Raw genomic sequence first — 20764 nt, 5'->3', positions numbered from 1 at the left:
TTATTGAAGGACCTTTGCAGGGTGTGGTATAAATTTATATCCCATACCACGGATCGTCACAATATATTCGGGCTGACTCGGATCTAATTCGATCTTTTCTCTCAGCTTTCGAATATGAACCATGACAGTGTTGTTATCACCATATGATGGGACGCCCCATACTTTCTCATAGATTTGATCTTTTGAAAGAACTACATTCGGATGGTCACAAAAGTACTTCAGCAAAGAAAGAAGCTGAGCAGAGCATGCCGTCACCTCTCCTCTTACTTTCAATTCGGCTGCATGAGGATGATAGGAGAAATGGGCATAATGATATTGGCTTTGAGTATCTTCTTGCTCCTCCTGTAAGGAGATATATGTTCGGTTTAGGTGAGCCTTAATTCTAGCCACTAACTCAAGCGGGTTAAATGGCTTCGTGATATAATCATCTGCCCCCTGCGCAAAGCCCGTTAGTTTATCGACATCAGACGTTCTTGCAGTTAAATAGAAAATAGGCGCTTTCGTTAATTTTCTGATTTCAGGCAGAACGTCAAAGCCAGACTTACCGGGCATCATCACATCTAGAAGTAAAAGGTGGATGTCCTCGTTTTTGACAACATCTAATGCTTCATCTGCATGGTAGGCTTTATAAATATGCTTGAATCCTTCTTTTTTTAATACGCGTTCAACCATTTTCACAATTGCTTCTTCGTCATCTGCAATCAATATTTTTGCTGTTTCCACGCATCTCTTTCCTTTCTAGCTATGATCTCTAACCGTATATTACCATTGTCTAAAGTAAAAAAGTACCTCTTTTCTGCATAAAAGCGAAAAAATATCAATTGGAGAAAATAGCAGCATCAGGAATTTTCAAACACGCAAAAAAACCCGGCAGCTGCACCGAGTTCCTTTACATCTATTATCCATTCACAGCTTCTAGCTTTCGTTCATGATTCATTAAGTCATATGTTAAACAGATCGGTTTATTCGTTCTAGGATCAAGCACAATTTCTGCATCAATATGGAATACCTGACTGAGTACCTCTTTGGTCATGACCTCATGTGGCGTACCGTCTTTTATCACTTTCCCTTGATTGAGGGCAATCATGTAATGTGAAAAACGCGCCGCATGATTCAAATCATGAATGACCATTAACACAGTTCGGCCCTGCTCTCTATTTAAACGTTCTAACAGTTGAAGAATCTCGAGCTGATGTGCAAGATCCAAATACGTCGTAGGTTCATCCAATAGGAGCAGCTCTGTTTCCTGAGCAAGTGCCATCGCTATCCATACACGCTGACGCTGTCCACCTGAAAGTGCTTCAATTGGCCGATCATGAAAAGCGATCATTCCCGTTTCTTCAAGTGCCCATCTAATGATTCGTTTATCTTCATTTGATAAGCGGCCAAACCCATTTTGATGCGGGAAACGTCCATATGACACGAGCTCATACACTGTCAATCCACTTGGTGCTTCGGGCGTTTGCGGTAAGATCGCCATTTGTTTTGAAATTTCTTTTGTCGGCGTCTCATGGATGGCCTGGCCATTTAAGTAAACAGCTCCTCGATTGGACTTCATAATACGAGACATCGTTTTTAAAATGGTTGATTTCCCGCAGCCATTCGGTCCAATCAGTGTTGTCACCTTGCCTTTTGGGATACTGACATTCAAATCTTCTACAATCAAACGGTCTTGATAACCGATACAAAGCTTTTCTGTTTCGAGCGATTTCATATGTTGTCTCTCCTTCCTCATTAGTTCGATTTCATCAATAAGTAAATGAAGTAAGGTGCGCCTAGAGCAGAAACGACAAGGCCAACTGGCACTTCTGATGGTGCAAGTATGACGCGGCCAAGTGTATCTGCCAGTAATAATAACAGCGCGCCAATCAACGCGGAGGCCGGTATCATTCCTTGATGCTTTGGCCCAACAAGCTTTCTCGCCAAGTGCGGTGCGGCTAATCCTAGGAAAGAGATACTTCCTGCAACAGCAACACTCGCACCTGCTAATGCAACGGCAATCAGCATGAGAAGGCTTCTTTCTTTATGAACAGAAATGCCCAATCCATAGGACAGCTGATCACCTAAATTCATAATGTTTAAGTAGCGTGATCTGACAAGCGCTAATATAAGGAAAATCAGCATCCATGGCAGAACAGATAAGACGTATGTCCAGCTCGAGCCATAAATGCTTCCAGATAACCACACGATGGCTTGGTTAAAGTCATTAGGGCTCATCTTCAATTGAATGACCACAATCGCTGCTGAAAACGCAGCATTCACACCAATACCAGTTAAAATCAATCGAACAGGTGTGATGCCTTTTTTCCACGCTAACACATAGATGAGAAATGCAGCAAAGCCTGCACCTACGAACGCGAAAAGCGGCAGTACAAAAATCGTAAAATCACCTAAATTCGTCATCGCGCCTTGAAATGCAAAGATAAATAGCACAACGGCAAAGCCAGCACCGGCATTGACACCGAGAATACCTGGGTCAGCTAAACCATTTTGTGAAACACCTTGCCAAATCGCTCCTGATACAGCGATAGAAGCGCCGACAAGTAAAGCGATGACCATTCTTGGAAGCCTGAACTCGAATAATACGAGCTCATCCATTTCACTTCCGAATCCAAAAAGGGTTTTCAATGTATCCATCGGAGAGATCCTAATTTCTCCGGTATTTAAACTAATGAGGAACACAGCTACGATCGCGAAAAAGATCATGAGCATCGTTCGTTGATATTTCTTTTTCTTTGCTTGCTGCACCATTTCCATTTAAATTCCGCTCCTTTCACGTCTAGCTAAATATAAGAAGAAAGGAACGCCTATAATCGCAGTAATGGCACCGACTGGCGTTTCAAACGGAGCGTTGACCAGCCTTGCAGCAATGTCTGCATAAATTAATAAAATGGCACCTAAAATAGCGGAGCATGGGATAATCCATCGATAGTCCACTCCGACCAAGAATCGAGTGACATGAGGGATCACAAGCCCGATAAAACCAATAGAGCCTGCTACCGACACGGCAGCACCCGTTAAAAGGATAACAACCAATATACCAAGCACCTTGACCGTTTTCGTATACTGTCCAAGTCCTTTCGCCAGTTCTTCACCTAAGCTCAGAACCGTGATCGAGCGGGCAAGGATCATTGCAATGATTAGTCCTGCAATGGCAACTGGGATGATGATATGAATGTTGCTCCAATTCACACCTGCCACTCCGCCAGCATACCAAAAGCTCATATCTTGAGCGACGTCAAAACGGATGGCAATGGCTGAGGAAATGGAGCTCAAAAGTGCTCCAACTGCCGTACCAGCCAGTGCGAGCTTTACCGGGGTCAGTCCCCCTTTTGACATAGTACCGACACCAAATACAATCGAGGCACCGAGTGCGGCTCCAACAAATGACCAAAGAATTAATGTAAAAGAAGATTGGCCAGGGAAAAATGCTAATGCAATGGCAATTGCAAATGCGGAGCCATTTGTCACACCCATAATCTCAGGTGACGCAAGCGCATTTCTTGTCATTCCTTGCATAATGGCACCTGATACGGCTAAAAAGGCACCGACGAGGGCAGCTCCAACTGTACGCGGCAGCCTCAATTCTCGAATGATTTGATGTGAAGTTTGATGTGAATCAAAATGAAAAACGGCTTCCCATACAGTCTGTAGATGAATGTTTGCCGCTCCTAATGATACCGATAAAAAAAGACCAAATGCTAAAGCGATGATTCCTATGATGATAACAGCTGCTGTTCCAAAAGGCTTCGTGACAATATCGATCGTATCATCGCTGGCTGGCAGCTGTTTATTCGATTGTGAGCCCAAAACCAGTCTCTTCCTTTCCGTTCATGTCTATTCTCTATTAGTGATAATGATTATCAATCTCGAAGTCTAGTATATCACTTTCTTTTCTTTTTGAAATCATTGTTCTGATAATTTTCTTTATTTTCATCAAAAAACTGTGAGAATTTCATCATTTTTCTTTTGGTTCTAAATTAGCCGATGCATTTTTATTCCTATCATGTTACGATGAAATCGAAAATGAGAATCATTATCAAGGGAAAGTGAATAGGAGAGAATTTTTGTGAAAAAACGAACTGGATTTCTTTTGATTTCTTTATCCATCCTTATGATCTTTACAGCCGCTTGCGGCAGCACTTCAAATAAACAATCTGCAGCAGCGAAAAAGAATGACATGATGACATATCAGGATGCCAAAGGTGAAGTGAAGCTTCCGAAAAATCCGAAACGAATAGTGCTTCTTGCAGAAAGCTATTACGGGGACCTCGTCACACTCGGCAAGACGCCGGTTGCTACAACATCACCCATCTTTAAAAATCCTTTTTATAAAGGGAAAACAGATGGCGTCGAAAATCTTGGAAGGACTCCATCAGTCGAAAAGGTAGCCGCTTTGAAGCCAGATATGATTATTGCTTGGGGAGAAGATGAGAAGTTTGATCAATACAAAAAAATCGCCCCAACTGTAGCGGTTAAATACAACCAATATTCTTTCAAAGACCAGCTAAAAGAATTCGGTAAAATGACAGGTACACCGAAAAAAGCAACGGAATGGATCACGAAATGGGATACCAAAATTGCTGAGGTGAAACCAAAGGTCACCAAAGCTGTCGGCAGCAAAACGGTCTCGATCGTATCGCCATTTGATAAAGGTATTTATATCTTCGGAAACACTTTTGGCCGCGGGGGCGAAATCATTTATGACGAGTTGAAATTGAAAGCACCGAAGGCCGTCCAAAAAGAAGCGATCGACAGCGGTGTCGGCTATGCAAATATTTCTCTTGAGAAGCTGCCAGAATTCGCAGGCGACTATATTTTCACAGGTCCATGGAGCGGTTCAAAAAGTAAAGGAGACCAAGTGTATCAAAGCAGCATTTGGACATCACTTCCTGCCGTAAAAAATAAACGTGTATTTGAAATAGATCCAGTCGGTTACTTCTTTAATGATCCAGTGTCACTAGAAGGTCAGCTAGAGTTTATTGTGGACCGATTGACATCTGCATCATAAAAAAACGTTTCTCCAGAAATGGAGAAACGTCCAAATTATTGACAACGGGATAAAATGAGCTTTATTTTAGCCCTTTGTCTTCTTTTCAGCGTGATAGAAAACCTTTGCAGTCTAGGAAGGACGAGTACCGGAGCGGAGCGAATTGAACATTCGTGAGCACCGGAGCGCAGACCTGACAACGAATGCGAGGGTTTGTCTACACGCTGAACGTTTCTCCAGAAATGGAGAAACGTCTTCCTTATCTTATGCCGTTTCTTTGGCAAAGCCTTTTGACATCAATGGATAAAGCAAAATACCTACTAAAAATAGACCGATTCCAAGACCAAAAGTTTTCAAGTCGGCTGTTCCTGAAATAATGACCCAAGCCGAATACCCCATCGCAACAAGTGCAATAATGCCGTCTCTTGTTCGATTTCCTTTTTGAAGCTCATACGTGTCACCTTGCATAATGACCTTAAAGCTGTAGATTGAAGACACAATATACGGAATAAGATACGCAAGTGTCGCTGATGTGGTTAAAAAGGTAAAAGCTTCATTGATCGTACGTGACATCACAGAGAAGATAAACAGCTGTGACATAATATTTGTAACAGTCAAAGCGAAAGCAGGACTTCCTTTTTTGTTTGTTTTTGCAAACACTGCTGGAAAATCACCAGCCTTTGCTGCTTGATACGGTACTTCTGAACCGAGTAAAATCCAGCCAAGCATCGAGCCAAACAAACAAATAATCGCAAGCAGTGCCATGACAATTCCGCCAGCTGGCCCAATAATAAGCTGAAGCACATCCACGAATGGTTTGTCAGAGCCTTGCAATTGATCGTGCGGCAGAACACCCATTGTAATCAATGTGATAATCATGTAGATCGAAAGTGCGATTAAAAGACCTGTAATCGTCGCACGTTTCACATCGCGCTGTGAGGATGCTCTTCCTGATAAAATGACAGCTGATTCAATTCCAATAAATGCCCATAGTGTGGAAATAGCCGCATGATGAATTTGGCCTCCAAGTCCGAGCACTCCTTCTCCGCCTGTTTCAACTGGGAAATAATAATGTTCAAATAATGCCGTTTGAAATGCAAATAATCCCGCAACAATAAAAAGGACGAAACCAAGCACCTTTGAAAAGGTCGTAATAAAATTCAATTTACTTGCAGCACTTAAGCTTGTGATTAAAATGGTATGTGTTCCCCATAGAAGAAGGGTACATACGATAAACGTCATGAGCTGTCCAAGTGTGACCGCTTCTTTTCCAAAGGTAAAAACCTCAGTCTTCACTGTGAGAATAGGGAAAAAAGTTGTTAAATAACCAGCAAGGCTTGTAATAATCGCGACATTACTAATCCAGCTTGCCACCCAATATCCCCAAACCATTGTAAAACCGGCCGCTTTCCCTTTTTTCGGATCTTTAAAAAGCGCCCTTGCATAACTTTGTGGTCCAGCTGTCAGCTTCGGCTTATGAATGGACAAATGCCCAAATACAAGCGCAATCATCAGCACACCGCCGCCTGTGACAAGCCATGCCATCGTCACACCTAAAGGACTTGCGTGCTGGGCAAGCGTACTTGGCAACATAAAGATGCCTGAACCTACCATATTTCCGACGACAAAGGCCGTCAATAACCAAAAACCCCATTTTTTTGTCTGTTCCATTTCCGTACCTCCGTTTTATTCACTTTGGACCAGACCCGGCAGTATCTACATTGATATATTTGTGAAGCAATGACTTGCATTCTTTATGTTCATCATGGATTACTTTTTAACAGCATACCCTTATTTTTGTTACTCAGAACATAAAAAAAAGCCTGAACAAAAGTCCATGCTTTTCAAAACATACACCTTGATCTCCGGATAGCCCTCCACGCTTCAAAGACGTGGCAGTCCTGCATTTATTCAATGCAGACCCAGCATAAAGAAAGTTGGAGCTCTCTCTACACTTCGGCGCTGATGCCTTTTTTCTCATGATCTACGATTCCATCTCTCCTATGAGTGACTCATCATCCGCGCAACCTCTACCTCACTGAGACATAGCGTGAGGATTTCTATTCATTTTTACTACACGAAGGTTATCAAACATTCTCACATCTGTCAAAGGGAAAAACATAGAAAAAAGGCAGAGAACTGTTTCTCTGCCCTTTACCTGCTTATTGTTGGTTGTTTTTCTTCTTTTGTACAGCTTCCTGAAGCGGATCGCCTGCTAGCTCTTTACTTGCTTCCTCTAACAGCTGATCTACCTGCTGATGGTCTTTCTCACTTTTCGCCTTTTTATCCTTTTGGAAAAATGACATCGCTGTTTCCTCCCTTTTCATATAATGCGGTTGCCTGTTTAATTTGCGCTACAGCGCTCAGCATTATACAAAGGAAGAGGCTCAATCATCATGAAAGGTCTGTCTCATTTTTTGCAAGTACGTCAGAAAGGTTTTTAAATCATCCTTTGTGAAGTCTGACATCATATGCTGAATCACCTTTCCGAAAAGACGCGTATGCTTTTCATAAATGGCCAGTCCTTTTTCTGTGACTTCTAAACGGACAAGTGACGAATCGTCCTTGTCCCGTTCTCTTTGAATATAACCCTGCTCACATAATTTATTGAGTGCAATAGAGGCTGCACCAGGGTTTAAAGAGAGTCTTTGCTTCAGCTCTTCGGCATGTGATACTTTGCCTTGTATCAAAATAGAAAGAGCATATATCTGCGGTGGCGTGATGTCTTTCTCTAACTCAAGTAACTTGCGGTTTAATTTACGGCTGACTTCATAATGTACAAGAACAATTTCTTTTAAAATGTCTGCATTACCCATCCGAATCGCATCCTTATCGTTAGTATCAACATGACTTCCCCCTTATTATAGAATGTTTTTCCATTCAGCCAACCCTTTTGGCCTTTTTTTCTTTAGAAATAAGCCTTGCTGAATGAATCCACCCTTGATATAGTGAGTACTTGAACTAAAGATAGAACAGGAGTACGCATCATGACAGGAAAAACACACATCATGGGCGGAGTTGCCGCCTCCACAGCCGTTGCCTACTATTATGGATTTGACCCAGTGACGATGGCTGCTGCTGGATCAGTTGGTGCCCTGATCCCTGACCTTTGCCATACAAAAAGTAAAATCGGCAGAAAATTCCCTCTGCTCTCGACACTGATCAGCAGTGTGTTTGGTCATCGCACGTTTACACACAGTTTATTATTTTTGCTGATCATTTATTTTCTAGCGACAACATACATTCCAAATGACAGCCTAAGTATCGGTTTACTAGTCGGGATGGCAAGCCATCTCATCCTGGATGCAGGAACAGTGAACGGGATTAAATTTTTATTTCCAGCTTCCATTAAAGTCCGCCTTCCCTTCTATGTCAAAACAGGCAGCGCAGGAGAACAAGTCGTACTAGCTGCTCTCACCGTCGTTACCTGCTATTACATCGCTGTCATCTGCGGCATATCCATCCCATTCTAATGAATCAAAAAGAGTTTTCCGAAAAAGACAGGATATGAATTGATCATTCCTCATTTTTTTAGTAGGTTTAAGATAAGTGTTTTTACCTTGCAGCTGAATACAGAATGGTGAGGAGCTACATAAATGAAAGCGTTCTTCAAAAATCACTGGTTTTTAGTGTACTCCATCCTCTTCATGTGGATGAAAACATACATCATTTATCAATTCGGATTTCACATACGAACGGCCAATCTGTTTCATGAATGGCTGCTTTTGATCAATCCACTTAGCTTTTTGCTCCCTTTGTTTGGGATTGCTCTTTTTTTAAATGAAACGAAGCAAAAGGTTTTTTTATTGACCGCAAATTTTATTTTGACGGCGATTCTCATATCGAATACGATCTTTTATGGATTTTATATTGATTTCATTACGATCCCTGTATTATTCCAAGCGAAAAACATGGGAGATATGGGCAGCAGTATGACGGAATTGTTCCACCCGCTGTTTTTGCTGATGCTCATTGATTTCGTAGTACTGGCATGGCTGTTAAAGCGTAAACCTTTAGCACCAAAAGCATCCTTCAAGACGATCAAAACATATTATGCCGTGTGCTGCAGCTTTCTATTGTTTCATGTCAGTTCAGCCATGATGGATCACCCTCGCTTTCTGACAAGCTCTTATGATCGAGAAGTGATTGTACGAAACCTTGGGCTGTTCCAGTTCCACCTGTATGACGGCGCTGCCCAAACAGCGCGAATCGGACAAAAAGCCTTTGCAGATGAAGATACACTTTCAACCGTAGCAAACTACACAAAGGCTGATTACAGTGCACCAAACGAAGAGTACTTTGGACTTGCTAAAGGTAAGAATGTGGTGTTCATTTCACTCGAATCAACACAGCAATTTGTCGTTGATCAAAAGGTGAATGGACAATACATCACGCCCTTTTTAAATCAACTCGCTAAAAAGAGTTTTTATTTTGATGAATTTTATCAACAGACTGAGCAAGGAAAGACGTCGGATTCAGAGTTTATTGTCGCAAATTCCCTCTACCCATCTAGCAGCGGCGCTGTCTTTTTTACAGCGAGTGACAACGAATATGACACGTTATATAAGCAGTTGAAAAAAGAGAACTATCAATCCGTCCAATTTCATGCGAATAATAAAACGTTTTGGAATCGTGATGTGATGTATGAATCGTTTGGAATTGACCGTTTTTATGATGTCGATTCATATCAGGTCAATGAACAGAATTCAACTGGCTGGGGCTTAAAGGATATCGACTTCTTTGACCAATCCATTGATTATTTAAAAAAGTTGAAGGCGCCTTATTACAGCACATTTATTACCTTGACCAATCACTTTCCATTTGAAATCGATCCAAAGGATCAATTGATTGATGAATATGATTCGTCCAGCGCCATTTTAAACCGCTATGTGACGACTGTCCGCTATCAGGATGAAGCCATTAAGACATTTTTTGACCGCATGAAAGAAGAAGGACTGTATGACAATACAATGTTTGTTCTCATGGGGGATCACTATGGTATTTCTGAGGCACATCATCAGGCAATGGCAGAGCTGCTCAAAAAAGATGAGATCACACCGTATGACGCTGTTAAATTGCAGCGGGTGCCCTTTTTAATTTACATTCCGGGAGTCACAGATCAAGCACCGCAGACAATTTCTGAAACAGCTGGGCAAATCGACGTGAAACCGACACTCCTGCACTTACTCGGTATTGAAACGAAGGATGCCATTCAATTTGGCAATGACTTATTTTCAAACGAACGGACGCCTTTTGCTGTTTTGAGAAACGGGAACTTTATTACTGATGATTATCTCTATACAAAGAACACCTGCTATGATCAAAAAACAAAAGAACCTGTTGAACAGGATGAGGTATGTCAGCCTTATATCGAAAAAGCCAATAAAGAGCTTTCCTTATCAGACAAAGTGATCAATGGGAATTTGCTGCGTTTTTATCAGCATTAAAAGTCGCCATCTGGCGGCTTTTTCTTTTCTCTTTTTACTGAAAGCCTATGAATGGTCAAATAAGTTTGCTTATAATAAAGGATACAGATGATATTGAATAATAAGAGGTGTGAACATGAAGTATGCGTTCTTCGCCTTCATCTCCATCTGCTTGCTCCTGAGCGGGTGTCAAACAGAGATGAAGTCATCGGATACAAGCAAAAAAACAGAGCTTGTCATTTCAGCAGCGGCAAGTCTTCAGGATGCACTTATAGAAATTGAATCTGCCTTTAACGATGAGCATCCGAATGTGACATTAACAAATAATTTCGGGTCATCCGGCGCATTGAAGCAGCAAATCGCTCAAGGGGCAAAAGCGGATCTCTTTTTCTCTGCAGCTGAAGCGCCCTTTGATGAGCTTGTGCAATCTGGAGACATCGATCAACATTTTATCAAGGATGCCATCCAAAATGAGCTTGTACTCATTGTGCCAAAAGATCATTCTTCCTCTATTAAAAGCTTTCAAGACGTCCAGCACATAAAAGGAAAAGTTGCTCTTGGCACACCTGAATCCGTTCCTGCTGGTACATACGGCAAAGAAATTTTCACAAAGCTGAACATCTGGGATCAAGTGAAAAAGAACGCTGTGTACGGCAAGGATGTGCGACAGGTTTTAAACTACGTAGAAACAGGAAATGTGGAAGCGGGTGTTGTGTATAAAACAGACGCCCTCGTTTCCAAAAAAGTAAAGATTGCAGCTGAAGCCAATCAGGATATGCATTCCCCGATCATTTACCCAGTAGGGATCGTAAAAGGGACAGAACATTTAGAAGAAGCCAAGTCCTTTTTTGAATTTCTTCAATCAGAAACAGCCAAATCCATTTTTAAAAAGTACGGCTTTCAAGTGACATAATGCCCATGCTGACTGAAGAATTCCTATCTCCCATTTGGCTGTCTGTGCAAGTTGCCGTTGTGAGCGGACTACTGGCAACTGTTTTTGGTACATTGATTGGTTATTGGATGGCGCGAACATCATTTAAAGGGAAAATGATCGTAGAAACGCTCTTGATGATGCCGCTTGTCCTCCCGCCAACGATTGTAGGGTTTTTATTGCTCGTCATATTCGGAAGGCATAGCATAATCGGGGGCGCGATTGAGTGGATCTTCCACCAGCCTGTCATTTTTACATGGTGGGCGGCAGTTATTGCATCGACGGTTGTGGCATTCCCGCTTATGTATCAATCTGCAAAAGCTGGATTTTCTACGATTGAGTCAGACATTGAAGGGGCTGCAAAAGTAGATGGTGCTCATTCATTCCAAGTCTTTGCTTATATTACTGTACCACTTGCCCTGCCTTCCCTCTTGTCAGGCAGCATCCTCAGTTTCGCTAGAGCCCTTGGAGAATTCGGGGCGACCTTAATGTTTGCCGGCAACATCCCAGGAAAAACCCAAACACTCCCAACTGCTATCTATGTAGCGATTGATTCTGGAAGAATGGAGCTTGCTTGGGCGTGGACGATTTGTATTGTGATCTTATCTTTTATCATGCTCTTGGCTGTGCGACGAAGCAGTACGTAAAAAATCCCCTTTCTCACATGAGAAAGAGGATTTTTTTATTTATTCAAACCCAACCGTCATCGTCTCTGGATTCGAGCCGACACGTTCGTTATTGTTTAATGCATCGATTTTTTCCATGTCTTCTTTGGAAAGCTCGAAGTCAAAGATGTCTGCATTTTGTTTAATGCGTTCTTCATTGATTGATTTAGGAATTGTCACGACACCGCTTTGCAGATCCCAGCGCAAGATGACTTGAGCAACAGATTTGTTGTACCGTGCAGCAATGTCTTTCAATACGTCATGATCTAATAGTTTCCCTTGCATCAGCGGAGACCATGCCTCAATTTGAATGCCTTTTTCCTTTGCATATTGACGCAGTTCAACAAGTGTCAGTTTCGGATGAAACTCAACTTGGTTCACAGCTGGAACAACCTCAGCATCTTTTAATAGCTCTTCTAAATGCTGAATGTAGAAGTTGCTGACTCCAATGGCTCTGACTTTCCCATCTTTATAAAGTTTCTCAAGAGCGCGCCATGTTTCTTTAAATGTAGCTGCATTTGGTCCAGGCCAATGAATTAAATAGAGGTCTAAGTAATCAAGACCTAGTCGGTTTAAGCTTGCGTCAAACGCCGCCAGCGCTTTGTCATAGCCTTGATCTGTGTTCCATACTTTAGACGTAATAAATAAGTCTTCTCGTTTCACGCCAGATTCTTTAATCGCTTTTCCTACGCCTGTCTCATTTTTATAAACAGCTGCCGTATCAATGCTGCGATATCCGTTCCGTATGGCTGCTTTTACGGCATCTACCACTTGATTGCCGTCCTCCACTTTGAATACACCTAAACCAAACCAAGGCATTTCGACTCCGTTATTCAGTGTTACGGTATCATTCAAGCTTTTGACCATTTTAACAACCACCTTTTTTATAGATTCCATCTCTTTCATTATCTCATGTTGTGCTTCAAAACTCTATTATCAGGCGTTTCTCTTCGCTTCGATGGCTAAGAGCAGCGCACCTGTCATGCCAGCCTTGTCCTCAAGTCCAGGGGAGACAATGTATGTATCAAGCGGCGGCAGGTCCACATAATTATTAACATAAGCAGCTAGCTTCTCTCGAATGAGTGGGAATAGCTGCTTTTGCTTCATGACGCCTCCGCCCATGATGATGCGCTCTGGGCTTAAAATGAGCGAGTACTGCATGAGCGCCTGCGCTAAATAATCTGCTTCAAGTGCCCAAACCGCTTCTTCCTTCGTAAGCTCTTTGGCAGGTTTTCCCCACCTTTTCTCAATCGCTGGTCCAGCTGCGAGTCCTTCTAAGCAATTTCCATGTGCCTGACAGACACCTGCAAACGAATCCGATTCATCCTGCCTCAACAGAATATGTCCCATCTCTGGATGTGAATGGCCGTGTAGAAGCTCATTTTTCACAACAGCTCCCGCGCCAATGCCTGTACCGACCGTGATATACAAACAGCTGCTTAGCCCTTTGGCTGCCCCTTTTGTTAATTCACCTAGTGCTGCGGCATTGACATCGGTTGTAAAAGATACTGGGACAACTAATTGCTTCTCAAGCTCTGGAATGAACGGGTAATGCTTCCACTCCACTTTCGGCGTGTTCATGATATAACCGTGTGAAGGATCGTCCTTTTGAACACAAATGGGTCCAAAGGAGCCGACCCCTAATGCTGCAATGTCATGTTTCTCGAAAAACGGAATAAGCTGTTGTATTGTTTTCTCCGGGTGCTCTGTTGGAATCGTCATTTCCTCTAAGATGTCTCCATGCTCATTGCCGATTGCACAACAAAATTTTGTACCCCCAGCTTCAATTGCTCCATAATACGCCATCATTGATCTCCCCTCTGCTCGTTCTCTTTCTTCATCATAAAACACGAGGGAGAAGATGACAACATCACGTATTGGTGAGCAGAACAGCCTCCATGTCATTGATATACTCCCTTAAATGATGGGCAATATCACGATTGATCTCACCATCTTCATATAAGGTTTGAATTTCATTTCGAATCGTCTGTACAGCTTGGAAGTTAAGCTCTTTTTTCTTCCGGTCAAATGAACGGTCTTTTTGCTGGAAGAAGCTTGGGCCGTGTTCACAGCGATAAATCACTTGGTTGTAAAAACCAATCACTTGGTGGCACGTTTGCTGGTTTTCATCTGTCATATGCTGTTTGATCGAGTCTACCGCAGCCTCAGCCGTTTTCTTACGGATTTGTTTGTACGCGTCCTCTTTTTCTAAAATACCGCTTGAAATGTGCTGATTCGGCCGCCATAATTGCAGCCATTGAAGCAAGCGGAGAAACTTCACCTTTGAAAAGCGAATTTTGAAGGAGTTTGAGTACAGCATTTCCAGCTCATGAAATCTCTCTTGCAGATCATAGGCTTCTTCCTTGTCAATTTTCTCTTCATCAATTAATTGTTGAAGTTTCATCTGTTCTGCTTTGATGCCGTGCAGTCTGATTTTTCGCTCTTGTCTTCTCATCCCAAATTGGTATGGTTCACGCTGGATATTTCTCAGCTTCATTCGGTAATCATTGATGAGTGCAAGAGACACTTCTCTGTTGTCCTCATTCATACCTTCTTTTAACGTTTTAATCGCGCTTCTCAGCAGCTTCCGTTTCGCATGCTGAATCTTTGTATCCAAGTCCACAGCGATTTGTTTGTCTTTTTTCTCAGATAATAGAGGCAGTAACACACTGGCTAAAATGAGTGTACATAAAATGACGCCTGCTGCGAGGAAGATAATCAAATGCCGCTCTGGAAATGGTGATCCGTCCGCAAGCGTAAATGGAATAGAGAAGGCACCGGCTAATGTCACAGCCCCGCGGACACCAGAGAATGTCATGAGCATCGAGGCGCGAAGCTTAGGTTTTTTCACGTTTTGCTTTTTCGTTGCACTCCAATTTCCTGCCCAGAACAGCCATACCCATAAGAATCGCAGCACCATGAGACAGAGTGTAATAATTAAGATGTAACCAATCACCTGCATGTTGTTAAAGGCTTCATCTTGGAAAATGACTGTAGAAACATCCGGAATCTGCAATCCAAGTAAAACGAAAACAAGTCCGTTTAAAATAAATAAAATAATATTCCATGTGTTTGATGAAGCAATTTGCAGTTTGGCTAAATTCGCTTCCATTCGATCTTGCTCAATGGCATGTGTCACACCACCAGCCACAACGGCTAAAATTCCTGATACACCGATTTCTTCCGCTGCTAAATAAATCACAAATGGGGTAAGGATTTGCAGGATGATATGCATTGTGACATCGTCCATTCCTAAACGGCGGAGAAAATAGCGAAAACGAATGATAAAAAAGGATAGAATAAATCCAGTCAATAAACCACCTGCGGCAATCAGTACAAAGCTAAAGGATGCCTGAGCAATTGAAAAGGCTCCCGTCACCGTTGCGGCAATGGCAAATTTAAAGGCGACAAGTCCTGACGCATCGTTCATCAGCCCTTCGCCCTCCAGCAATCTCATGATGCCCTTTGGCATATTCACACGGCTGGATAAAGCACTTACTGCCACCACATCTGTTGGTGATAAAATCGCTGCAAGCGCAAATGCGGCCGGAAGCGGTATGCTTGGAATCATCCAATGAATGGTATATCCCGCTACAATCACGGTCGCAAACACTAAACCAAGCGCTAAAAGGAGAATTGGTGCTCTTAATTTCCATAGCTCGTCTCTTGGGGTACGCTTCCCGTCATTAAATAACAGCGGTGCAATAAATAGAACGAAGAAGAGTTCAGGGTTTAAAGAAATATGTAAACCTGAAGGAAAAGCTGCCACCAATATTCCTAAGCCCACTTGAATTAACGGAATAGGAATAAAGGGGACAAAACGATTGATAATATTAGATACTGCAATGAGTGCTAGTAGTACGAGCACTGCCAAAAAAATCTCCACTAGTACATGTCCCTCCTATGTATATTTTTCGTCAAGTTTTGCTTACATGCAAAGATGTGTTCATTACATCTGTCCGCTCAGAAGTGCTTCTTTAGTATTCCGCAAAATGTGAAACCAACACATAACAATCCATCTAGGCAAAAAAAGGCTGAATCCAGATATTCAGCCAGCTGACAAAATTTTCATCATATGTATTGTTCAAATGATGAACAAAAGACCCTGCTTTTATTTTACACGAAAACTCCATTATCTGCTGATATTCAGCTCTTATTAAACACAAAAAAAAGAGCGGAATCGCCCTTTTTTCGTTTTACCCTTTATTTAAAAAATAAGACCTGGCGGGAAGACGCCATTTGAATAAGTAGGAACAAACCCTGCATACGACAAGGATGACAAACAGCAGATATAAAGCAAGCTCTCCTTGCGCTAAGCCAAGTCCGACGAATAAGCCGCCAAGGGCTGCCCATACGGCGTAAATCTCTGCTTTTAGCACAAGCGGCTTTCGCCCTGCTAATAAATCACGCACAATTCCGCCGCCGCTTCCAGTCAAAATGGCTGCCACAATGACTGCACTGAGCGGGAGTTCTCTTTGCACAGCAAATAATGCGCCTTGAATCGCAAACGCTGCTAAACCGATGGCATCCGAGAAATTCCCCCATGTGCTCCAGTGCTTGAGCAAAAGCTTTGGAAAAAGAAACACAATCGTAATGGATACAAGAGCAATCGTAAACATTTTGCCCTGTGACCATAAAGCAGAAACCGGAAGACCAATTAATAGATTCCGAATCGCTCCACCGCCAAATGCAGTCACAATCCCTAAAATGTACACACCAAGAATATCGTACTCTTCCTCCATTGCCACAATCGCACCACTAATGGCGAATGCGACAATGCCAATGATACTTAAGACTTCCCATGCCATTTTCCGCTTATCTCCTTACCATTATCTAATCATCTAACACTACCCCCTTAATGTATATCTGACACAGGCGAAAAGCAATACAAATTTTCTTTAAATTTTATCTTTTTGCAAAAATAAAAAATAGCCCGCTTATAAGCAGGCTACAGATTGTTGACAAAGGGCTAAAATGAACTTTATTTTAGCTCTTTGTCTTCTTTTCAGCGTGATAGAAAACCTTTGAAGTCTAGGAAGGACGAGTACTGGAGCGGAGCGAATTTGACATTCGTGAGCACCAGCGCGCAGGACTGCGGGCGAATGCGAGGGTTTGTCTACACGCTGATAGCCCGCTTATGAGCAGGCTATCTCTTTCAATCTTCTTTTGCATTTAACAGCAGCATACTAATGATGATGAGAATAAATGCAATAAGGGCTAGTAGTGGAATGGTGATAAAACCAAACCAGTTTAAATAATCAACGGAACAAGGAATACCGCTCAGGCAAGGGCGAATCGATGCAAAGCCTGGTATCTTTTGTTCCATATAATGATAAATAGAAAAACAAGCACCAATCACAGCCAAAGGCAGAACGTAATATTTCACTTTCACATCGCCTCTGAATGTCGCAATTCCAAGTAAAAGCACGAGCGGGTACATGAAAATGCGCTGAAACCAGCACATATCGCATGGGATAAACTTCTTTACTTCACTTAAATACAGGCTGCTCATCGTCGCAACAATAGAGACGATCCAAGCACTGTATAAGTAAACAAGCTTATTCTTCATGATTTTTTCCCTTTGAGCTCTTGATCAATTAATTCTTTGATTTCATCATAGTCATAAAAGTTTTGAACTTGTTTGTTGTTAATGAAAAGAGTTGGTGTTGCATTCACTTTATATTGGTTCACAAGCTGATCGTCAGTGTTCAGCTGCGGCTGATATGTTTTCTTTGATAGATTATCTTTTAGCTTGTCCGTATTTATTTTTGTTGTCTTTTTCGCTAGTTCCGTCAGCTTAGCAGGCGTGACCCATTCGGCTTCACTATCTGGCTGTGCCTGATAGACAGCTTCATGAAATGCCCAAAAGTTTTTCGGATCTTCTTTCCACACTTCTTCAGAAGCTAGTGCTGCTAGCACTGCGCCATCTCCATGAACAGGAAGTGGCAAGTTAATAAATGAAAATGATACATCGCCTTTATCTATGTAGTCCGCTTTCAGTTTTGGGAAAATGTCTGTTTCAAATGATTTACATGACGGACATTTATAATCCCCAAACTCGACGATTTGCACCGCTGCGTTTTTATCCCCCATAACAGGCTGTCCTTTAATAGAAGGCTTACTGTCTACTGTTTGCGCTTCTTTGCTGTTGTTATTTCCAATGACGACGAATATTCCGATGAGAAGAGCCGCAATAATGGTTAAAATGACAGCAAATTTAATGGATGAAGATTGATTATTTTTTTTACTCACATAAGCACCTACCTTATCTTTTTCATTCCTTCAAAAGAAAAAGGATAATAGCTTAGAAAAATGCCATTATCCAACTTCTTCTATCTTAACAAGAGGGGGGTCATTATGAAAGATGGTATTCATGAATTTTTCCTTACAATTTTATTTCATCACCCTCATGGCATTTAAAACAGCGAGTACAGTCACACCGACATCTGAGAAGACGGCTTCCCACATCGTCGCAATCCCAAATGCACCGAGTAATAGGAAAACACCTTTCACCCCAAGAGCGAATGCAATATTCTGCCATACAATTCTTCTTGTTCGTTTAGCGACAGCGATGGCTTCTGCCACTTTTGACGGCTGGTCTGTCATAATGACGATATCAGCCGCTTCTACCGCTGCATCTGAACCAAGTCCACCCATCGCAATTCCTATGTCTGCTCTTGCTAAGACCGGTGTATCATTGATCCCGTCCCCAACAAATAATAATTTTTCTTGAGGTACTTTTTTCTGATCAATTTCTTCTAATTTCGTTACTTTATCCTGCGGCAATAATTCTGCATGTACTTCATCAATGCCAATTTGCTGTGCGACCGCTGTTCCGACTTGCTTGGCATCACCAGTCAGCATGACTGTTTGAATGCCAGATGCTTTTAGAGCAGAGACGGCTTCAATTGCATCATCCTTCAATTCATCTGCAATCAAGATCGATCCGGCAAACTCACCGTTAATGGCCATGTACACAACCGTTCCGCTTCGTTTTTCTTTTTCATATGAAATGCCTTCTCGTTCCATCAAGCGATGATTACCCGCTAACACTTGGGAACCACTGATGGTTGCTTTAATTCCATGTCCCGCAATATCTTCATATGCTTCGATCTGGCTTTCATCAAGCGGCGAACCATATGCCGTTTTAATCGATTCAGCAATCGGATGTGAGGAATGGGCTTCTGCTAAAGCTGCAAAAGAAAGCAGCTCTTCTTCTGACCACTTATCGCTCGTTGTCACGATATTGGTCACCGTAAAGTTTCCTTTTGTGAGTGTGCCCGTCTTATCAAATACAGCATAGCTCACAGAGTTCAGTGCTTCTAGATAGTTACTGCCTTTTACAAGGATACCTCGTTTAGAAGCTGCCCCAATTCCCCCGAAGAATCCTAATGGGATAGAAACGACAAGCGCACAAGGACAAGAAATAACAAGGAAAACGAGTGCCCGGTAAACCCAGTCAGACAATTGAGCTGATGGAATGAGAAGCGGCGGCACAAAGGCAAGCAGTAATGCCAATACAACGACAGCCGGTGTATAGTATTTTGCAAACTTTGTGATAAAGTTTTCTGTCTGTGCTTTTCGGCTGCTCGCATTTTCAACCAAATCTAAAATTTTCGTCACTGCCGATTCGCTTAGCCCTTTTTGCACTTCAATTTCAAGAATACCGTTTTGATTCACAAATCCTGCAAGAACCTCTTTCCCCGCTTCTACATCCCGCGGCACAGACTCCCCTGTTAATGCGGAGGTATCCACGAGTGAAAAGCCTTCAATGACAAGACCATCGAGTGGAATTTTTTCGCCCGGTTTCACGACGATACGATCGCCTACTTTTACTTCTTCCGGCTTCACTTTTTTCGTTTCATTTCCTACTTTGAGATTCGCATATTCAGGGCGAATATTCATTAATTCACTAATGGATCGTCTTGAACGGTTCACTGCTGCCCCTTGGAACAGCTCTCCAATTTGGTAAAACAGCATCACTGCCAGTGCCTCTGGATATTGCTGAATCACAAAAGCGCCAGCTGTTGCAATGGTCATTAAGAAGTTTTCATCAAATACTTGGCCGCGCACGATATTTTTCAGCGCTTTAAAAACCACATCACCGCCGACTAGTAAATACGCTGCGAAAAACATGATAAATTTCAGTAAGCCATCTTCTGGTATAAAATAAGCTGCTGTTCCAATGACTGCACCGCCAACTAATTTCAGCACAATCGCTTTTAAATTTTTTGTCCCATGATCGTGATCATGGTGATGTCCTTCTTCTTTTGGTGAAACACTCACATGAGGTTCGATGGACTGAACCGTTTTTTCAATACGTTTTGACATCGTTTCTTGCTTATCTGCATGTGTGACAGTCAATGTCCCTGTGGCAAAATTAACGGAACAAGCTTCAACGCCATCCATTTTGCTGACACTTGTTTCAATTTTACGTGCACAGTTTCCACAATCAAGACCGCTTAATACGTATTCATCCTTCATTTTTTTCATGCTCTCACCTTTTTTCTATATGATAAGTAACGTTCCCTGGATCGATGAAACCTATTAAAAAAACAAAAACTTTATATATGAGCATATATTCATATATTGGATTACCTTTATTATATGAGGAGTTCTTGTCTTCTGTCAATCATTTCTGAAGAAATAATTGGTTTTTTGTGTCCTATTCTGTCACACGGATTTTCAATAATCCAAGCTCATGTCCCCTGCTCCCCGCATAACATAAAAACGATCGTTTGCAGTTTTTCTC

General features: G+C 42.1%; 19 protein-coding genes and 1 riboswitch. Of the genes, 5 read left to right on the top strand and 14 right to left on the bottom strand.

Translation table 11 applies throughout. The features are described from left to right. The 4 genes from MHI60_RS11025 to MHI60_RS11010 form a co-directional block, all read right to left on the bottom strand. Positions 1 to 723, bottom strand: coding sequence for a response regulator transcription factor (locus tag MHI60_RS11025; protein ID WP_095409550.1), 723 nt, complete (start codon positions 721 to 723; stop codon positions 1 to 3). A 175-nt stretch (positions 724 to 898) separates the two neighbouring features. After that, positions 899 to 1714, bottom strand: coding sequence for an ABC transporter ATP-binding protein (locus MHI60_RS11020; protein ID WP_048237424.1), 816 nt, complete (start codon positions 1712 to 1714; stop codon positions 899 to 901). A 20-nt stretch (positions 1715 to 1734) separates the two neighbouring features. Further along, a complete protein-coding gene (locus tag MHI60_RS11015) occupies positions 1735 to 2757 on the bottom strand; it encodes an iron ABC transporter permease (RefSeq protein WP_095409551.1) in 1023 nt (340 codons plus the stop codon). Next, complete coding sequence (locus MHI60_RS11010; protein ID WP_095409552.1) at positions 2758 to 3810, bottom strand: iron ABC transporter permease; 1053 nt, start codon at positions 3808 to 3810, stop codon at positions 2758 to 2760. 259 nt (positions 3811 to 4069) lie between these two features. On the opposite strand from MHI60_RS11010, the gene MHI60_RS11005 reads away from it, so the two are divergent. Beyond that, on the top strand, positions 4070 to 5011 hold the full coding sequence (locus MHI60_RS11005; protein WP_144472131.1) for an iron-hydroxamate ABC transporter substrate-binding protein: 942 nt from the start codon (positions 4070 to 4072) through the stop codon (positions 5009 to 5011). 243 nt (positions 5012 to 5254) lie between these two features. Here MHI60_RS11005 and MHI60_RS11000 read toward each other — a convergent pair whose 3' ends face one another. The 3 genes from MHI60_RS11000 to MHI60_RS10990 form a co-directional block, all read right to left on the bottom strand. After that, positions 5255 to 6661: an amino acid permease gene (locus tag MHI60_RS11000; RefSeq protein WP_144483496.1), complete on the bottom strand. Its 1407-nt coding sequence runs from the start codon at positions 6659 to 6661 to the stop codon at positions 5255 to 5257. Positions 6662 to 6852: 191 nt separating this feature from the next. Next, a riboswitch (Lysine riboswitch) is annotated at positions 6853 to 7031 on the bottom strand. 121 nt (positions 7032 to 7152) lie between these two features. Further along, positions 7153 to 7296 (bottom strand): small acid-soluble spore protein SspJ, encoded by a 144-nt coding sequence (sspJ, locus tag MHI60_RS10995; protein WP_034280900.1) that lies wholly within the window; start codon positions 7294 to 7296, stop codon positions 7153 to 7155. Positions 7297 to 7377: 81 nt separating this feature from the next. Further along, entirely contained in the window at positions 7378 to 7806 is a 429-nt protein-coding gene (locus MHI60_RS10990; RefSeq protein WP_048237430.1) for a MarR family winged helix-turn-helix transcriptional regulator, read from the bottom strand. Between the two features lie 171 nt (positions 7807 to 7977). On the opposite strand from MHI60_RS10990, the gene MHI60_RS10985 reads away from it, so the two are divergent. From MHI60_RS10985 to modB, 4 genes are all read left to right on the top strand, one after another. After that, a complete protein-coding gene (locus tag MHI60_RS10985; protein ID WP_144483499.1) occupies positions 7978 to 8463 on the top strand; it encodes a metal-dependent hydrolase in 486 nt (161 codons plus the stop codon). Positions 8464 to 8586: 123 nt separating this feature from the next. Beyond that, the gene (locus MHI60_RS10980; RefSeq protein WP_144472127.1) at positions 8587 to 10437 is read left to right on the top strand and encodes an LTA synthase family protein; all 1851 of its coding nucleotides are present in this window, start codon (positions 8587 to 8589) and stop codon (positions 10435 to 10437) included. Positions 10438 to 10552: 115 nt separating this feature from the next. Further along, the gene (modA, locus tag MHI60_RS10975) at positions 10553 to 11329 is read left to right on the top strand and encodes a molybdate ABC transporter substrate-binding protein (protein ID WP_144483502.1); all 777 of its coding nucleotides are present in this window, start codon (positions 10553 to 10555) and stop codon (positions 11327 to 11329) included. Continuing rightward, positions 11329 to 11994, top strand: coding sequence for a molybdate ABC transporter permease subunit (modB, locus tag MHI60_RS10970; RefSeq protein ID WP_144483505.1), 666 nt, complete (start codon positions 11329 to 11331; stop codon positions 11992 to 11994). Before modA ends, modB begins: the two co-directional genes overlap by 1 nt. Before the next feature lie 39 nt (positions 11995 to 12033). Here modB and MHI60_RS10965 read toward each other — a convergent pair whose 3' ends face one another. From MHI60_RS10965 to MHI60_RS10935, 7 genes are all read right to left on the bottom strand, one after another. Continuing rightward, positions 12034 to 12879, bottom strand: a complete 846-nt coding sequence (locus tag MHI60_RS10965) for an aldo/keto reductase (RefSeq protein WP_144472115.1) — start codon at positions 12877 to 12879, stop codon at positions 12034 to 12036. 69 nt (positions 12880 to 12948) lie between these two features. Then, complete coding sequence (locus MHI60_RS10960) at positions 12949 to 13818, bottom strand: ROK family protein (protein WP_144484297.1); 870 nt, start codon at positions 13816 to 13818, stop codon at positions 12949 to 12951. A 64-nt stretch (positions 13819 to 13882) separates the two neighbouring features. Beyond that, the gene (locus tag MHI60_RS10955) at positions 13883 to 15898 is read right to left on the bottom strand and encodes a Na+/H+ antiporter (protein ID WP_111291358.1); all 2016 of its coding nucleotides are present in this window, start codon (positions 15896 to 15898) and stop codon (positions 13883 to 13885) included. Positions 15899 to 16208: 310 nt separating this feature from the next. Then, on the bottom strand, positions 16209 to 16820 hold the full coding sequence (locus tag MHI60_RS10950; RefSeq protein WP_024423463.1) for a trimeric intracellular cation channel family protein: 612 nt from the start codon (positions 16818 to 16820) through the stop codon (positions 16209 to 16211). Between the two features lie 347 nt (positions 16821 to 17167). Beyond that, positions 17168 to 17581, bottom strand: a complete 414-nt coding sequence (locus tag MHI60_RS10945; protein WP_024423464.1) for a disulfide oxidoreductase — start codon at positions 17579 to 17581, stop codon at positions 17168 to 17170. Continuing rightward, a complete protein-coding gene (locus MHI60_RS10940; protein ID WP_144472114.1) occupies positions 17578 to 18264 on the bottom strand; it encodes a thioredoxin domain-containing protein in 687 nt (228 codons plus the stop codon). The genes MHI60_RS10945 and MHI60_RS10940 overlap by 4 nt, the downstream gene beginning before the upstream one ends. A 141-nt stretch (positions 18265 to 18405) precedes the next feature. Continuing rightward, on the bottom strand, positions 18406 to 20505 hold the full coding sequence (locus tag MHI60_RS10935) for a heavy metal translocating P-type ATPase (RefSeq protein ID WP_342502616.1): 2100 nt from the start codon (positions 20503 to 20505) through the stop codon (positions 18406 to 18408). Positions 20506 to 20764 lie beyond the last annotated feature (259 nt).

Source organism: Bacillus sp. FSL K6-3200 (assembly GCF_038630485.1).
In the GTDB taxonomy this organism is placed as follows: Bacteria; Bacillota; Bacilli; order Bacillales; family Bacillaceae; genus Bacillus; species Bacillus safensis.
This window is presented reverse-complemented; position numbering and strand designations above follow the sequence as displayed.

Coding starts and splice junctions, on each gene's coding strand:
- sspJ (WP_034280900.1), bottom strand. CDS start 7,296: ATGTCATTTTTCCAAAAGGATAAAAAGGCGAAAAGTGAGAAAGACCAT.
- modB (WP_144483505.1), top strand. CDS start 11,329: ATGCCCATGCTGACTGAAGAATTCCTATCTCCCATTTGGCTGTCTGTG.
- MHI60_RS10945 (WP_024423464.1), bottom strand. CDS start 17,581: ATGAAGAATAAGCTTGTTTACTTATACAGTGCTTGGATCGTCTCTATT.
- MHI60_RS10960 (WP_144484297.1), bottom strand. CDS start 13,818: ATGGCGTATTATGGAGCAATTGAAGCTGGGGGTACAAAATTTTGTTGT.
- MHI60_RS11015 (WP_095409551.1), bottom strand. CDS start 2,757: ATGGAAATGGTGCAGCAAGCAAAGAAAAAGAAATATCAACGAACGATG.
- MHI60_RS10985 (WP_144483499.1), top strand. CDS start 7,978: ATGACAGGAAAAACACACATCATGGGCGGAGTTGCCGCCTCCACAGCC.
- MHI60_RS10950 (WP_024423463.1), bottom strand. CDS start 16,820: ATGGCATGGGAAGTCTTAAGTATCATTGGCATTGTCGCATTCGCCATT.
- MHI60_RS10965 (WP_144472115.1), bottom strand. CDS start 12,879: ATGGTCAAAAGCTTGAATGATACCGTAACACTGAATAACGGAGTCGAA.
- MHI60_RS10935 (WP_342502616.1), bottom strand. CDS start 20,505: ATGAAAAAAATGAAGGATGAATACGTATTAAGCGGTCTTGATTGTGGA.
- MHI60_RS10980 (WP_144472127.1), top strand. CDS start 8,587: ATGAAAGCGTTCTTCAAAAATCACTGGTTTTTAGTGTACTCCATCCTC.
- MHI60_RS11000 (WP_144483496.1), bottom strand. CDS start 6,661: ATGGAACAGACAAAAAAATGGGGTTTTTGGTTATTGACGGCCTTTGTC.
- modA (WP_144483502.1), top strand. CDS start 10,553: ATGAAGTATGCGTTCTTCGCCTTCATCTCCATCTGCTTGCTCCTGAGC.
- MHI60_RS11020 (WP_048237424.1), bottom strand. CDS start 1,714: ATGAAATCGCTCGAAACAGAAAAGCTTTGTATCGGTTATCAAGACCGT.
- MHI60_RS10990 (WP_048237430.1), bottom strand. CDS start 7,806: ATGGGTAATGCAGACATTTTAAAAGAAATTGTTCTTGTACATTATGAA.